The sequence below is a fragment of the Streptomyces jumonjinensis genome (assembly GCF_009600885.1).
GTDB classification, from domain to species: Bacteria; Actinomycetota; Actinomycetes; order Streptomycetales; family Streptomycetaceae; genus Streptomyces; species Streptomyces jumonjinensis.
Window position 1 is genome coordinate 25,721 of record NZ_VCLA01000153.1, and the last position, 15,001, is coordinate 40,721.

Here is a 15,001-nt window from a genome sequence, read left to right on the forward strand (position 1 = left end):
GGCTCGTCCCCGGCCCGCCGCCCCTGGCCCCGCCGCGCGCACCACTCACTGCGTCCCGGCGCGTGGTGCGGGCGACCCGCGCTCCCATGCGAGCGACCCGCTGTTCCCGTGCGAGCGACCCGCGCCGATCCCACGCGGCTGAGGCCCGTCCCACCCCGGCTGTCCCGCCCGCGGCTGTCCCGGCCCCCGGTGCCCCCGCCCGGGCCGGCCCGCCCGCCCCCGCACGTCGCCCACCCGCGCGGGGCGGTGCCACCGCACTGCCGCACAATGGCTGTGTGGCGGAGCCGGCACCGCGTGAATGGGCGAGGCACTGGCAGTACGAGGGACTGCCCGGCCTCGATCTGCTGCGGGGCCACCACCTCCGGCACACCTTCCGCCCCCACAGTCACGAGGGCTTCACCCTGGGCGCCGTCAGCGGCGGCGCCCAGGCCGTGAGCCTGCCCAAGGGCGGCATCACCGCCCGGCCCGGCAGTGTCGTCATGATCAATCCCGAGGTGCCCCACTCCGCCCGCGCCGGAGCCCCCGAGGGCTGGGCCTACTCCGCTCTCTACCCCTCCGTCGAGCTGATCTCCGAGGTGGCGCACGAGGTCACCACCCTGCGCGGCACCCCCGGATTCCGCGAGACGATCATCGACGACCCGCGGACCGCCGAACTGATCCGCGGCGTACACCAGGCCGCCGAGGCGGGGAACGCCCTCGCCGCCGACAGCCTGCTCAGGGTCGCCCTCGCCCGCCTCCTCGCGCGCCATGGCGGCCGGCTGCCCACCCGCACTCCACAGGACCCCGGAGCCCGTACGGCCGCCATGGCCAGGGCCCTCCTGGAGGAGCACCTCACCGGTCCGCCGCCGCTGGAGGAGCTGGCCAGGGAAGTGGGCACCAGCCCCTTCGCGCTGCTGCGCGCCTTCAAGGCCGCCTATGGGATGCCCCCGCACACCTGGCTCACCGACGCCCGGGTACGCCGCGCCCGCCGCCTCCTGGACAGCGGCAGCACCGCCGCCGAGGCGGCCGTGGCCGTGGGATTCACCGACCAGTCGCATCTGAACCGGCATTTCACCCGGATCGTGGGTGTGCCGCCCGGCGCGTACCGCAGAGAGCGCGCCCCTCGTGCGCCGTCCGGGCGGCCCGTCGCGCGCAAGAACGTACAAGACCGCTGACGGAGTTCCCCGTAACGTCCACCGGGTGCCAGAACAGAGAACCCGCTCAGAGAGCCGCCCGCCGGCCCACCCGCGAATATCCGACGGGCCGCCGACCCCGGACGGCCCCGGATCCACCGCCGGCCCGGCCGCCGTGCCCCGGGGCGAATCCATGGCCGGGCAGGACTCGGCGGGGCAGGACTCGGCCGTGCTGCGCGACGCGCTCGGCGTCGGCGTGGCCGTGGGCCTCTCCGGATTCGCCTTCGGGGTGACCGCCGCCGGATCCGGGCTCAGCGTTCTCCAGATCTGCGCGCTCAGCCTGCTGGTCTTCACCGGCGCCTCACAGTTCGCGCTGGTCGGCGCGATCGCGGCGGGAGGCAATCCGCTCACCGCGGCGGCCGGGGCCTTCTTCCTCGGCGTACGCAACGCGTTCTACGGCCTGCGGCTGTCGCAGCTGCTCGCACTGCCCCGCGCGCTGCGCCCGCTCGCCGCTCACTGGGTGATCGACGAGACCACGGCGGTCGCCCTGGCCCAGCCGAACCGCAGGGCCGCACGCCTCGGCTTCACCGTGACCGGACTGACGCTGTACGTGCTGTGGAATCTGACCACCTTCCTGGGCGCGGCCGGCGCCGAGGCCATCGGGGACACCAGGGCCTGGGGACTGAACGCGGCCAGCCCCGCCGTCTTCCTGGCGCTGCTCGCGCCCATGCTCCGCTCCACGACCGAACGGGTGACCGCCGGGCTCGCGGTCGTCCTGGGACTCGGCTTTCTGCCGGTGCTGCCCGCCGGGGTCCCGGTGCTGGTGGCGGCGCTCGCCGCGCCCGCCGTGCTCTGGCTCAAGGGTCGCCGGATCGGTGACCGGGAACGTACGAAGGGTGAGGACCGTTGACCATCTGGATCGCCATCGCGGCCACCGCCGTCGGCTGCTATCTCGTCAAGCTGGCCGGACTCCTCGTACCGGCCGGAGCCCTGGAGCGCCCCCTCGTCCAGCGGCTGGCGGTGCTGCTGCCCGTCGCCCTGCTGGCGGCGCTCACCGCCCAGCAGACCTTCAGCGCGGGCCAGTCCCTCGTGCTGGACGCCCGGGGGGCGGGGCTGCTGGCGGCGGCCCTGGCGCTGGTGCTGCGCGCCCCGTTCCTGGTCGTGGTCGGTGCGGCCGTCGCGGTCACGGCAGGCGTGCGGGCGCTCGGCGGATGACTCCGGCGGGGGCCGCCCCTGCCGGCATCGGCACGCGTGGCCCCCGCCCCCCGTAGCCCCCGCCCCCGTCCCCTGCCGCCCGGTGGCGCCGCGCCGAGCCTCCGGCCCCTGCGCCGGACCCCGCTGCGCCGGACCTGAGCACCCCCTGCCCCGAATCCGGCCGGCGACGCCGGTCAGCCGATCGACCGCCCGTACGCGAGCAGCGTCCGCAGCGCCTCGATCGTCACGATGGGCCGCGCCTCCAGGGCCACCCCCGGAGTCCACTGCCGCCAGTTCACCGGCCAACCGCCGTCCTCCGCCTGCTCCCGCATCAGATGGTCCAGCGAGAGCTTCATCTCCTCGTCGGTGAACCACCGGCGGGCCAGGGAATCCGGCGTACGCGCATAGTCGTACGGAAAGTGGTACTCGCCCGGCGCATAGCCGTCGGCGAGCGGGTAAGCCGCCAGCCGGTCCGGATCGAGCACCGCCAGCCGGTGCTCGCGCACCTGCCTCCCCAGCCGGTCGGCCGCGGCCTCCGCCCGTGCCCGGTCGGGCACCCCGTCCAGAAACGCGACCGCCGCCTCGACCTCATACGGATGGGACCGGTCCAGCGCCTCCACGGCGGCCCAGCAGAAGTCCGTGGCCCTGAAGAGCCAGGCATGCCAGACCTGGTTGCGGTGGAGCAGACCGACCACCGGCCCCGTCGCCAGCAGATCACCGGGCGGATTGTCCATGATCGGGATGAAAGGAGCCGCCGGATAGCGGCGCTGTGAGGGGAGAATCGCGGGCAGCGCGCCCTCCCGCGTCGAGACCGAGGTGAAGAAACGGCACATCCGTTCCACCCGCAGCCCGCCGCAGTGACCGATGGAGTCCAGCACCCGCAGTGCGTGCCCCGCGTGCAGCGGTTGACTGACCGGACCGCGCAGATCCGGTTCGAGGGCGTGGCCATAGCCGCCGTCCGCGTTGAGATACGCGGACAGCGCCGACTCGACGGCGTCCGAGCCGCCGCCGAGAAAGTGATAGGCGAAACGCCGCTGTTCGAGCACTCGGGCGGTGAGCCAGACGAACCGCTCGGCGCGGGTGAGTGGTGACGAGGGAGAGGGCGAGGGCGGGGGGGCTGCTCCGGTTCCGGCCATGCCACCGACCGTAGAGGGAAAGTGCCTCCGGCATATGGAATGTGCGGTACCGCAACCCTGGGGCGGGATACTGATGCCATGCGGTTGACGAATTTCTGGGAGCGGATGGCGGACCACTTCGGACCGTCGTACGCCGAATCCTTCGCACGCGATCATGTGATGGCCGAACTCGGCGGACGGACGGTGCATGAGGCGCTGGACGCCGGGTGGGAGGCCAAGGCGGTATGGCGGGCGGTCTGCACGGCGGTCGACGTACCCTCCGACAAACACTGAGACGCCGACCCCGTTCCGCCGGAACGCATCCGTCCGCCCCAGGGCGTGCCGCTGCCGCGAGGCACGGGCCGGCCGGCTGACGCCCGGCTCGGGCCGGAGCGCCCCAGGGCGGCTGCCCGGCCCTGTACGCCGTAGGCGACACTGGCCCCGTGGCCCCGAAGAACGACAAGAGCGACCAGAGCAGCAAGAACCAGGCGGACCGGAGCGGAACCGGCGGGCCGGTAACCGGCCAAGACGACCGGAACCGGACCGGCGACGGCATACCCCGGCGGACCGTGACCGCCGACGCGCCGTCAAGGGACACCTCCGCCGAAGGCGTGCCGACCAGTGGTGCCCCTGCCGAAGACGCGCCGTCACGGGACGCCCCCGCCGAAGACGTGCCGTCACGGGACGCCCCCGCCGAAGACACGATCGGGCCGGATCGGCCCCCGTCCGGGCAGACCGGCGGATCCCCCGCCCGGATGCCCCGCTGGCTGCCCCGCGCCATGATGCTCGCGCTGGCCCTCTACGCCTGTTTCCAGCTCGGCAACTGGGCCTTCCACCAGCTCATCGGTCTGCTGATCAACATCCTGATCGCCTTCTTCCTGGCCCTGGCGATCGAGCCCGCCGTCGGCAGGATGGCGGCGCGCGGAATGCGCCGCGGACTCGCCACCTTCCTGGTCTTCTTCGGAGTGCTGATCGCGACGGTCGGTTTCGTCGTGCTTCTCGGCTCGATGCTCGCCGACCAGATCGTGACCATGGTCGGGGACTTCCCCAAATATCTCGACTCGGTGATCAGCTGGATCAACCAGACCTTCAACACCAGGTTGTCCCGGGTGGAGGTCCAGGACAGCGTGCTGCGCTCCGACTGGCTGCAGAAGTACGTCCAGGACAGCGCGAGCGGTGTGCTGGACGTCTCGGCCACGGTCCTCGGCGGGCTCGTCAGGCTGCTGACGATATTCCTCTTCTCGTTCTACTTCGCGGCCGACGGACCCCGGCTGCGCCGCGCGCTCTGCTCCGTGCTGCCGCCCGCCAAGCAGACCGAGGTGCTGCGCGCCTGGGAGATCGCCGTCGACAAGACGGGCGGCTACCTCTACTCGCGCGGTCTGATGGCGCTGATCTCCGGTATCGCGCACTACATCCTGCTGGAGATCCTGGGTGTGCCCTATGCCCCGGCGCTCGCCGTCTGGGTCGGTCTGGTCTCCCAGTTCATCCCGACGATCGGCACGTATCTGGCGGGGGCGCTGCCCATGCTGATCGCCTTCACCGTGAACCCCTGGTACGCGGTGTGGGTGCTCGGCTTCGTGGTGGTCTACCAGCAGTTCGAGAACTATGTGCTCCAGCCCAAGCTCACCGCCAGGACGGTCGACATCCACCCCGCGGTGGCCTTCGGCTCCGTCATCGCCGGCACGGCGCTGATGGGGGCGGTCGGCGCGCTGATCGCGATTCCGGCCGTCGCCACGCTCCAGGCGTTCCTGGGGGCGTATGTGAAGCGGTACGACGTGACCGACGATCCCCGGGTGCACGGCCACCGGCGGCGCGGTGGGGGCCTGCTGCTGCGCCGGATGCGTACCGCGCTCACCAGGGACCGCGACGCCCGGCAGCCGCTCGATCCCGCCTGATACGGCCACTCCGATCCCGCCTGGTCCGGGTGCGCGGCTGCTCTGACCCCGCCTGGTCCGGGTGCGCGGCTGCCCTGGTCCGGCCCGCGCGCCCATCCGGCTCTGAGCGGCGGGGCTCCCATGCCCCGCCGCTCGCCCGTCCGGGCGGCGCGCCGGAAGGGCGCTTGACACTAAAATCGAACATCCGTTCTGATGGAGGTTCTGGCCCCCGGCAGCCCCGGGTTTTCCACAGGTCAGCAGGGTGCCGGGGCCCATTGTCAGTGGCAGGGGTTAGCGTCTTTGACGTGAAGCGATCGACACAAGCAAATCGGGTGGAACCCATGGCAGGAACCGACCGCGAGAAGGCGCTCGACGCCGCGCTCGCACAGATTGAACGGCAATTCGGCAAGGGCGCGGTGATGCGCCTGGGCGAGCGGCCGAATGAGCCCATCGAGGTCATCCCCACCGGCTCGACCGCGCTCGACGTCGCGCTCGGCGTCGGCGGGCTGCCGCGCGGCCGCGTCGTGGAGGTGTACGGTCCGGAGTCCTCGGGCAAGACGACCCTCACCCTGCACGCCGTGGCCAACGCGCAGAAGGCGGGCGGCTCGGTGGCCTTCGTGGACGCCGAGCACGCCCTCGACCCCGAGTACGCGAAGAAGCTCGGCGTCGACATCGACTCCCTGATCCTCTCCCAGCCGGACAACGGGGAGCAGGCGCTGGAGATCGTCGACATGCTCGTCCGCTCCGGTGCGCTCGACCTGATCGTGATCGACTCCGTCGCCGCGCTGGTGCCGCGTGCGGAGATCGAGGGTGAGATGGGCGACTCGCACGTCGGTCTCCAGGCCCGGCTGATGAGCCAGGCGCTCCGGAAGATCACCAGCGCGCTGAACCAGTCGAAGACCACCGCGATCTTCATCAACCAGCTCCGCGAGAAGATCGGTGTGATGTTCGGCTCGCCGGAGACCACGACCGGTGGCCGCGCCCTCAAGTTCTACGCGTCGGTCCGGCTGGACATCCGTCGTATCGAGACCCTGAAGGACGGCACCGACGCGGTGGGCAACCGCACCCGGGTCAAGGTGGTCAAGAACAAGGTCGCGCCGCCCTTCAAGCAGGCCGAGTTCGACATCCTGTACGGGCAGGGGATCAGCCGCGAGGGCGGTCTGATCGACATGGGCGTGGAGCACGGCTTCGTCCGCAAGGCCGGTGCCTGGTACACCTACGAGGGCGACCAGCTCGGCCAGGGCAAGGAGAACGCCCGTAATTTCCTGAAGGACAATCCCGATCTCGCCGACGAGATCGAGAAGAAGATCAAGGACAAGCTGGGCGTCGGGGTCAGGCCGGAGGCGCCGGGTGCCGAGCCCGGAGCGGACGCGGCAGGCGGAGCGACTGCCGCCGACGAGCCGGCCAAGCCGGTGCCCGCCGCCAAGGCCAAGGCCACCAAGGCTGCGGCCGTCAAGAGTTAGCGCGGACCGTGCCTTTCTCATCGAAGGGGCGAACCGAAGGGCAGGGCGGCGGCCCCGACTCGTCGAGGGCCGAGAAGGAGCCGTCGTCCCAGGATCCGGTGGAGCGGGCGCGGGCGATCTGCCTGCGCCTGCTCACCGGGACCCCGCGGACCCGCGCCCAGCTCGCGGACGCGCTGCACAAGCGGGGGATTCCCGAGGAGGCGGCCGACGAGGTCCTCTCCCGCTTCCAGGACGTGGGGCTGATCAATGACGCGGCCTTCGCGGATGCGTGGGTGGAGTCCCGGCACCATGGCCGGGGCCTCGCCCGGCGGGCGCTGGCGCGGGAGTTGCGCACCAAGGGGGTGGAGTCCGCTCTGATCGACAGGGCGGTGGGGCAGCTCGACTCCGACCAGGAGGAGGAGACCGCCCGCGCGCTGGTCGCCCGCAGGCTCCGCTCGACGCGCGGCCTGGACCGCGACCGCAGGGTGCGCCGCCTCGCGGGAATGCTGGCCCGTAAGGGATACGGGGAGGGGATGGCGCTCCGGGTGGTGCGACGGGCGCTGGAGGAGGAGGGCGAGGATCTGGAGGGCCTGGGGGAGGACTTCTGACGCGATCGCCAGCCCCTCGGAGACCTCAGCACCTCCGGCACCGCGAGGCCCGGGGCCGCCGGCACCCCGGGCTCGGAGCCTTCAGCCCTCCACCGGCAGCCCCGCCCCCTTCCACGCCTGGAAGCCGCCGATCAGATCCGTGGCCCGGTACAGACCCAGCCGGCGGAGCGACTCCGCCGCGAGAGAGGAGGCATACCCCTCATTGCAGATCACCACGACCCTCAGATCATGGCTGACCGCCTCCGCGGCGCGGTGGCTGCCCAGGGGGTCGAGCCGCCACTCCAGTTCATTGCGCTCCACGACCAGCGCACCCGGAATCAGTCCGTCCCGATCGCGCAGAGCCGCATAGCGGATATCCACCAGCAGGGCCCCGGACGAAGCCTCCTCGAAGGCCCGCTCCGGACCGACCCGGTCCAGCCCCTCCCGGACCTTCTCCAGCAGATCGTCTATCCCGATCTGCTCACCGACGACGCCAGGGTCGCCCACACGGTTGTCGCCACTGCTCACTGCCAGTCCTCCGGACGCTCGACCTGCTCAAGACGGAGTACCGCGCCGTTCCGGCTGAATCGGCGGATCAACGGCAGCGGCGGATAGTACGCATGGACCGACACGGCATGCTCGGTGGCCGACTCGTTCAGCACCTCGTGCACATGGTGGGCGCCGAAGCCCCGGCCTCGCCCCTCCGTCAGCCTGCGCTCCCGGTCGACCCCCTCCTCCAGTTCCAGGGTCTTCCAGCCGCTCGCCGGGAGTCGCACGGCAAGGGAGTGCTCCTTCAGCTCGCCCCGGGCGGTCGCGAAGGCGCCCAGCGACTCGGCATGGTCGTGCCACCCGGTGCCCGAGCCCGGCGGCCAGCCGATCAACCAGGCCTCACTGCCCCCGGGACCGTCCAGACGGACCCAGGTGCGGCCCTCCGGATCGAGGGGAAGTGCGGCGATCAGCTCGGGATCGGCGGCGGCACGTCTGACGAAGTCGAGGAGTTCGGCGGAGTTCGGACCCACCGGGTGGCCCCGACCCGGTGGCCGCGGCCCGGTGGGAGCGAGAACAGGGGAGGCGTCCGGAGCGGAGACAGCAGACAGGGAAGGGGAGGCGGAGACAGCGGGAGACAGGGAAGGGGACATGGAGCACCGTCCTGGAAGTTCGCTGGAGCGCGCCGGCACCATGGCTCACGGCGCGGTGGGAGAAGGCGAATTCAGCAGGAGGGTCGACACACGCAGCCCGCATAGCGAACGAGGTCCATATGGACCCTCCGCCACAGGCGCACATCGGTGTCGGTCACAATTCGGAGTAGACCACGCAGACCTCCGACGGTCAATTGACGTCCGCCGTACGGTCGCTCGGCGTCGCGGCCGAAGTGCCGCCGCGGGCCGTGTCCGCCGCCTCGTACAGCTCCGCGGGCCATACCCCGGCGAAGGCGGCGACCAGGTGCCCATCCGGCCGCACCAGCAGCACGGCATGGGCCGGAGCCCCCGGATATGCCTCGGCAACCAGCAATTCCGCCCGTGCCGGGAGCGCGCTCACCGCTGCCGCCAGCCTCGGCATCACCCCGGCGCTCTGCCAGTGCCGCCGGTCCCACACACCGGTTCCCGGCGCGACCAGCATCACCAGCAGCCGCCCTTGCCCCAGCCGGTCCCGCAACAGCGCGCTCGTCCCGTCCGGCAGGGTCACCCGTACATCGGCGACCGGCGCGCCCACGGCCGTGCCGACGAGAGTCTGCGCAGTGGCGTATTCGGGTGTGAGAGGGGAGTGCGTGTACACGGGGGGTGCGCCGAGCGGGCCCTTCCCCAGATGGCCGTCGGTCAGCAGAGCGTCATGCCCCCGGGCCGCGCCGGGGAGGCGGTTGCGCAGGATATTGCCGCCGCGCAGCGAGGGCAGCGCCTGATCAGCGGCGCGCAGCCGGGCCGCGATGGAGGTCCGGCGCTCCGACTGATAGCTGTCCAGCAGTGCTTCGGACGGGCCGTTGTGCCAGACGTGGGCGAGCTTCCAGGCCAGGTTGTCCGCGTCCCGCAGCCCTTCGTCGAGTCCCTGGGTGCCGAGTGCGCCGAGGAGATGGGCCGCATCGCCCGCGAGGAACGCGCGATCCATCCGCCAGCGCCGGGCCAGTCGGTGGTGGACGGTGTAGACGCCGGTGTCGAGAAGGTCGTAGGGGGGCGTCTCGCCGCACCAGCCGGCCAGGGTGTCCCGGACACGGGCCACCAGGGTGTCGGGGGTGACCAGTTCACCGCTCGGCGGCAGCAGCCAGTCCAGCCGCCAGGTCTCGTCCGGCAGCGGCCGGGCGGTGATCTCCGCGCCGCCCGAGCGCCAGGGTGGCTGACGGTGCAGTACGGCCTCGCCCGGCCAGGGGAGTTCGGCGCGCAGGGTGGCGACCGCGTGCCGCTCCACCGCCGTACGGCCCGGGAAGCGGATGTCGAGGAGTTTGCGGACGGTCGAGCGGGCGCCGTCGCAGCCCACCACATGGCTGCCGCGCCACCAGGTGCCCTCCGGGCCGCGCGTATGCACGGCGACACCGTCCGCGTCCTGCTCCAGGGTGTCCACATGGCTCCCGGCGGCCAGGGTGATCAGGCGCTGGGCGGCGACGGCGGTGCGCAGACCGCGGGTCAGGGCGTGCTGCGGGATGTGCAGCGGCGAGGGGGCGGCGTCCTCCGCGGGGGAGCCGTCCATGACGCTTTCCGGCCGGTCCCGCAGGGGCAGCCGCCGTACGTCCTGTTTGCGGCGCATCGAACGCCATCCGGACCAGTGGGCTCCATCGTCACGGATCGTGGCGCAGCCCAGCCGTTCGGCCATGGCCGCTGTGTCCGGCCGCAGCACCACCGTCCGGGCCGGGCGCGGGTCCTCGTCGCCGGTGCTCTCGTCGAGCACCACGGAGGGCACTCCCTGCTGGGCGAGGGAGAGCGAGAGCGCCAGCCCGACCGGGCCCGCGCCCACCACGATCACCGGGTCCACAGTGTCGCCCCCCGGGCTCGGCGGACGGCTGGGGGCATTCCGGAAGGCGCGGCGGGAGCCCGGTGCGTGATCACAGAACGTATGCAACCGACTGGTGGTGCCTGCGTCAAGTGACGGATGGGCGACATGGCGTGCACTGATACACCCGATGGGGAAAGTGTCCCCTGGGGGACGGAGTGGGGGCGGTGGCCCATGTGCGCCACCGCCCCCACTCCACCCCCGACGCGCGGGTCGCGTGCTCCGGCCCGCCGACCCGCCGGTCCGGGGGACCGCCGAAGACCGCCGGTCAGACCTTGCTGCCGACCCCGGTGTCGATCTCCTCGATGGCGACGACGGTTCCGCTGCCCTTCTTGCCCTGCCGAACCCGCTGCTCCAGCCAGCTCGCGAGCCTGGTGAGAGCGGAGTTGAGCAGAATGTAGATCAGCGCGATCACGGTGAGCGTGGCGATGATGTTGGCACCGTAGTTGGCCGTGATCGTACGGGCCTGATACGCCAGTTCGCCGTATCCGAGGACCATACCGCCCAGGGCGGTGTCCTTGACGATGACGACCAGCTGGCTGACCAGTGCGGGCAGCATCGCCGTCACCGCCTGCGGCAGCAGCACATGGGTCATCGTCTGGCCCTTGCGCATGCCGATCGCCTTCGCGGCGTCCGTCTGGCCGTTCGGCAGGGAGAGGATGCCGGCCCGGACGATCTCGGCGATGACGGAGGCGTTGTAGAGGACCAGGCCCGTGATCACCGCGTACATCGGCCGGATCTCCGACTCGATGTCCGTGAACAGAGCGAAGGCTTGATTCGCGAACACCATCAGCAGCAGTACCGGAATGGCCCGGAAGAACTCGACCACGGCTCCGGCGGGCACCCGTACCCAGGCATGGTCGGAGAGCCGCCCGATGCCGAGTACCGCGCCGAGCGGCAGCGCGATCACGACGGCGAAGGCGGCCGCCTTCACGGTCTCCCAGAGCCCCGGCAGCAGGAAGGTGGTCCAGACCCTGGAGTCCGAGACGAACGGGCTCCACTTCTCCGCCGCCAGCTGGTCCTTGTCGGCCATGGCGCTCAGCACCCACCACGCCACCAGGGCGAAGGCCAGCAGGAAGACCACGGAGTAGACGATATTGCGCCGTTTGGCCTTGGGACCGGGGGCGTCGTACAGAACGGACGTCATCGCTTCACCGCCACACGCTTGGCCACCCAGCCGAGCAGCAGCCCGGTGGGCAGGGTGAGAACCATGAAGCCGAAGGCGACGACCGCGAAAATAGCGAAGAGCGCGTTGGCCTCGTTCTCGATCATTTCCTTCATCAGCAGGGAGGCTTCCGCCACGCCGATCGCCGAGGCCACCGTGGTGTTCTTGGTGAGGGCGATCAGCACATTCGCCAGCGGAGCCACCACCGAGCGGAAGGCCTGGGGGAGGATTATCAGGGTCAGCACCTGGAAGAAGCCGAGCCCCAGCGCACGCGCCGCCTCCGCCTGGCCCATGGGCACGGTGTTGATGCCGGAGCGCAGTGCCTCACAGACGAACGTCCCGGTGTAGGCGACCAGTCCGAGGACGGCCATCCGGAAGCCGATGTCCGCGGAGTCGCCGCCGCCGAACGTGATTTGCAGTGTCTGGTGGAGGCCCAGCGAACAGCCCACGACGACGATCGTCAGCGGGGTGTTACGGACCACATTCACGTAACCGGTACCGAACGCCCGCATCAGTGGGATGGGGCCGACTCGCATACCGGCCAGCAGGGTCCCCCATATCAGGGAGCCTATGGCCGAGTAGACGGTGAGCCTGACCGTCACCCAGAACGCGCCGAGCAGGTCGTACTGCCCGGAATCAAGAAAGTCGAACACGTTGACCCGCGATCTCTCCTGGTTGGATCGTGGCGCGTGCCACCGGCCGGGGCCGGTGGCACGTCACCGCTGGCCTCAGCTGGTCTCGGTGATCTCCGGCGCGGGCTCGTTCTTGTAGTTGGCCGAGCCGAAGTTGTCCTTGACGAACTTGTCCCAGGAGCCGTCCTTCTGCATCTTCTCCAGAGCCTTGTTGATCTTGCCCTGGAGCTCCTTGTCGCCCTTCTTCAGGCCGATGCCGTAGGGCTCGTTGCTCAGCTTCAGCCCGGTGAGCTTGAACTTGCCCTGGTGCTCCTTCTGCGCGGCGAAACCGGCCAGGATGGCGTCGTCGGTGGTCAGCGCGTCGACGGCACCGCTCTGCAGACCGTTGAGGCACTCCGAGTAGCCGCCGAACTCCTGGAGGTCCGCGTCGGGCGCGAGCTCCTTCTTGACGTTCTGCGCCGAGGTGGAGCCGGTGACCGAGCACAGCTTCTTGCTGTTGAGGTCCTCAGCCTTGGTGATCTTGGTCTCGTCGGTGCGGACCAGCAGATCCTGGTGGGCCAGGAAGTACGGACCGGCGAAGTCGACCTTGGCCTTGCGCTCGTCGTTGATCGTGTAACTGGCGACGACGAACTCGACGTCACCGTTGCGGATCAGGTTCTCGCGCTCGGCGCTGGGCGCCTGCTTCCACTCGATGTCCTTGGCGTCGTACCCGAGTTCCTTGGCGATGTAGGTGGCCACATCGACGTCGAAGCCGGTGTACTCGCCGTCCGGCGTCTTCAGGCCGACACCGGGCTGGTCGAACTTGATGCCGATGGTGATCTTGCCGTCACCGTCGCCGGAGTCGCTGCCGCCGCCGCAGGCGGTGAGCGCCAGGGAGAGGGTCAGACCCGTGGCGATCGTCAATGTCGCCTTGCGGAGCTTCATGGTGAACATCCCTTATGTCGTGGTTCGTGGGTCGTCAGTGATGCAGGATCTTCGACAGGAAGTCCTTGGCCCGGTCACTGCGTGGATTGCTGAAGAACTCCTCCGGTGCGGCCTCTTCGACGATCCTGCCGTCGGCCATGAAGACCACCCGGTTGGCGGCGGAGCGGGCGAAGCCCATCTCGTGGGTGACGACGACCATCGTCATTCCGTCCCGCGCCAGCTGCTGCATGACTTCGAGCACCTCGTTGATCATCTCCGGGTCGAGCGCCGAAGTGGGCTCGTCGAAGAGGATGACCTTGGGGTCCATCGCCAACGCCCGTGCGATCGCGACGCGTTGCTGCTGGCCTCCGGAGAGCTGTGCCGGGTACTTGTCGCACTGCGAGCCGACGCCCACCCGGTCGAGGAGGGCGCGCGCCTTCTCCTCGGCGGCCTTCTTCTCCGTCCGGCGGACCTTGAGCTGGCCCAGCATCACGTTCTCCAGCACCGTCTTGTGCGCGAAGAGGTTGAACGACTGGAAGACCATGCCGACATCGGCACGGAGCCTGGCCAGCTCCCGGCCTTCCTGGGGCAGCGGCTTCCCGTCGATCGAGATCGCGCCGGAGTCGATCGTCTCCAGGCGGTTGATGGTGCGGCACAGGGTGGACTTGCCGGACCCGGAGGGCCCGATGACGACCACGACCTCGCCACGGGCGATGGTCAGATCGATGTCCTGGAGCACATGTAGCGCGCCGAAGTGTTTGTTCACGCCGCTCAGCGCGACCAGGTCACCCGATACCGGGACATCGTCCCCGGGGCCCTTGGTCTTTGCTACTCCGCTCATCGGCTTCTCGCTCCATCCTCCTCGGTTGGGAGGACATTAGTGACGCGGTACGACCAGCGTCATTACATCTGAGCGGAAATTGAGCATAACGATATGGCTTCAAATAGACACCGTAGGTGAACAGGGTTACCTCCGGAGTACCGGGTGGATAACGGAAGGCCGCAGGCGGGCGAATGACTCTTGACTGATGGCGGGGGGATCGGCCTTGATGCCCTGGTGCGCGGCGCCGCCGACCACGCCGTACGCGGGACAGCGGACCACCCCTCACACTGGATCGCGGACCGCACACATCCGGCCGATCACGCCGGACCGCCGCCGGATCGCGAACCCGCATGATCCGGACGGCCCGACCGGACGGCCCGACCGGACGAACCGGACCGGACGAACCTGACCGAACCACTCCGATCGCACATCGACCGATGACCGATCGCACGACCCAAGGGGGGCTATGAGGCTGCTGCTCGTCGAGGACGACGACCACGTCGCCGCCGCCCTGTCCGCCGTACTCGCCCGGCACGGCTTCGACGTGGTGCACGCGCGCAACGGCGAAGAGGCTCTGCACGCCGTCCTGCCGGCCGCGCACCCCGGCAAGGCTCCCTTCGGCGTCGTCCTGCTGGACCTCGGCCTGCCCGATCAGGACGGGTACCAGGTCTGCGGAAAACTCCGCAAACTCACATCGACACCCGTGATCATGGTGACCGCGCGTTCCGACGTACGCTCCCGGATCCACGGCCTCAATCTCGGCGCCGACGACTATGTCGTCAAGCCGTACGACACCGGGGAACTGCTGGCGCGCATCCACGCCGTCAGCCGGCGTACCGTGACCGGCGACGAGGCCCCCGCGGCGGCGGACGACGCCCTGCGCCTCGGCCCGGTGACCATCGAACTGCCGACCCGCAGAGTCAGCGTCGACGGCGTCGAGGTACCGCTGACCCGCAAGGAGTTCGATCTGCTGGCGCTGCTCGCCCAGCGGCCGGGAGTCGTCTTCCGCCGGGAGCAGATCATCAGCGAGGTCTGGCGCACCAACTGGGAGGGGACCGGCCGCACCCTTGAGGTGCATGTGGCGTCCCTGCGCTCCAAGCTCCGGATGCCCGCGCTGATCGAGACCGTCCGGGGCGTCGGCTACCGGCTTGTCGTCCCCGTCGGCTGAACCCTCC

16 protein-coding genes and 1 pseudogene are annotated in these 15,001 nt (G+C 70.4%); 8 read left to right on the forward strand and 9 right to left on the reverse strand.

All coding sequences use genetic code 11. The features are described from left to right. Window positions 1-275: 275 nt before the first annotated feature. The 3 genes from FF041_RS19840 to FF041_RS19850 all read left to right on the forward strand — a co-directional run bounded on the left by FF041_RS19840 (window position 276) and on the right by FF041_RS19850 (window position 2,327). Entirely contained in the window at window positions 276-1,154 is an 879-nt protein-coding gene (locus tag FF041_RS19840; RefSeq protein ID WP_323392213.1) for an AraC family transcriptional regulator, read from the forward strand. A gap of 151 nt (window positions 1,155-1,305) precedes the next feature. Continuing rightward, window positions 1,306-2,022, forward strand: a complete 717-nt coding sequence (locus tag FF041_RS19845) for an AzlC family ABC transporter permease (RefSeq protein ID WP_153524077.1) — start codon at window positions 1,306-1,308, stop codon at window positions 2,020-2,022. Beyond that, a complete protein-coding gene (locus FF041_RS19850; RefSeq protein ID WP_153483381.1) occupies window positions 2,019-2,327 on the forward strand; it encodes an AzlD domain-containing protein in 309 nt (102 codons plus the stop codon). The genes FF041_RS19845 and FF041_RS19850 overlap by 4 nt, the downstream gene beginning before the upstream one ends. A 173-nt stretch (window positions 2,328-2,500) precedes the next feature. Here FF041_RS19850 and FF041_RS19855 read toward each other — a convergent pair whose 3' ends face one another. Further along, entirely contained in the window at window positions 2,501-3,442 is a 942-nt protein-coding gene (locus FF041_RS19855) for a hypothetical protein (RefSeq protein ID WP_153524050.1), read from the reverse strand. A gap of 78 nt (window positions 3,443-3,520) precedes the next feature. Here FF041_RS19855 and FF041_RS19860 point away from each other — a divergent pair, with 78 nt between their 5' ends. The 4 genes and pseudogenes from FF041_RS19860 to recX all read left to right on the forward strand — a co-directional run. Continuing rightward, a complete protein-coding gene (locus FF041_RS19860; protein ID WP_153524051.1) occupies window positions 3,521-3,715 on the forward strand; it encodes a DUF3046 domain-containing protein in 195 nt (64 codons plus the stop codon). A 461-nt stretch (window positions 3,716-4,176) separates the two neighbouring features. Continuing rightward, window positions 4,177-5,316, forward strand: coding sequence for an AI-2E family transporter (locus tag FF041_RS19865; RefSeq protein ID WP_153524078.1), 1,140 nt, complete (start codon window positions 4,177-4,179; stop codon window positions 5,314-5,316). Between the two features lie 320 nt (window positions 5,317-5,636). After that, complete coding sequence (recA, locus tag FF041_RS19870) at window positions 5,637-6,758, forward strand: recombinase RecA (protein ID WP_153483386.1); 1,122 nt, start codon at window positions 5,637-5,639, stop codon at window positions 6,756-6,758. Then, window positions 6,674-7,345: pseudogene (recX, locus tag FF041_RS19875) on the forward strand (recombination regulator RecX); the annotation flags it as partial. The gene recA and the pseudogene recX, both read left to right, overlap by 85 nt. Before the next feature lie 81 nt (window positions 7,346-7,426). On the opposite strand, the gene FF041_RS19880 reads toward recX, so the two are convergent. The 8 genes from FF041_RS19880 to FF041_RS19910 form a co-directional block, all read right to left on the reverse strand. Further along, window positions 7,427-7,852 carry a rhodanese-like domain-containing protein gene (locus FF041_RS19880; RefSeq protein WP_323392215.1) on the reverse strand — a complete coding sequence of 142 codons (426 nt, stop codon included), beginning with the start codon at window positions 7,850-7,852 and terminating at the stop codon, window positions 7,427-7,429. Further along, window positions 7,849-8,463 (reverse strand): cupin domain-containing protein, encoded by a 615-nt coding sequence (locus tag FF041_RS19885; protein WP_153524053.1) that lies wholly within the window; start codon window positions 8,461-8,463, stop codon window positions 7,849-7,851. The genes FF041_RS19880 and FF041_RS19885 overlap by 4 nt, the downstream gene beginning before the upstream one ends. A gap of 71 nt (window positions 8,464-8,534) precedes the next feature. Continuing rightward, complete coding sequence (locus FF041_RS40560; RefSeq protein WP_350804855.1) at window positions 8,535-8,744, reverse strand: putative leader peptide; 210 nt, start codon at window positions 8,742-8,744, stop codon at window positions 8,535-8,537. Further along, a complete protein-coding gene (locus FF041_RS19890; protein WP_323392217.1) occupies window positions 8,654-10,285 on the reverse strand; it encodes an FAD-dependent monooxygenase in 1,632 nt (543 codons plus the stop codon). The genes FF041_RS40560 and FF041_RS19890 overlap by 91 nt, the downstream gene beginning before the upstream one ends. A 286-nt stretch (window positions 10,286-10,571) precedes the next feature. Beyond that, the gene (locus tag FF041_RS19895; RefSeq protein WP_153524055.1) at window positions 10,572-11,450 is read right to left on the reverse strand and encodes an amino acid ABC transporter permease; all 879 of its coding nucleotides are present in this window, start codon (window positions 11,448-11,450) and stop codon (window positions 10,572-10,574) included. Beyond that, the gene (locus tag FF041_RS19900; protein ID WP_323392219.1) at window positions 11,447-12,121 is read right to left on the reverse strand and encodes an amino acid ABC transporter permease; all 675 of its coding nucleotides are present in this window, start codon (window positions 12,119-12,121) and stop codon (window positions 11,447-11,449) included. Before FF041_RS19900 ends, FF041_RS19895 begins: the two co-directional genes overlap by 4 nt. Window positions 12,122-12,196: 75 nt before the next feature. After that, window positions 12,197-13,024 carry a glutamate ABC transporter substrate-binding protein gene (locus tag FF041_RS19905; protein WP_194292100.1) on the reverse strand — a complete coding sequence of 276 codons (828 nt, stop codon included), beginning with the start codon at window positions 13,022-13,024 and terminating at the stop codon, window positions 12,197-12,199. Window positions 13,025-13,058: 34 nt separating this feature from the next. After that, window positions 13,059-13,844: an amino acid ABC transporter ATP-binding protein gene (locus FF041_RS19910; protein ID WP_153483395.1), complete on the reverse strand. Its 786-nt coding sequence runs from the start codon at window positions 13,842-13,844 to the stop codon at window positions 13,059-13,061. A 448-nt stretch (window positions 13,845-14,292) separates the two neighbouring features. Here FF041_RS19910 and FF041_RS19915 point away from each other — a divergent pair, with 448 nt between their 5' ends. After that, the gene (locus tag FF041_RS19915) at window positions 14,293-14,994 is read left to right on the forward strand and encodes a response regulator transcription factor (RefSeq protein ID WP_153524057.1); all 702 of its coding nucleotides are present in this window, start codon (window positions 14,293-14,295) and stop codon (window positions 14,992-14,994) included. The last annotated feature ends 7 nt before the right edge of the window (window positions 14,995-15,001 follow it).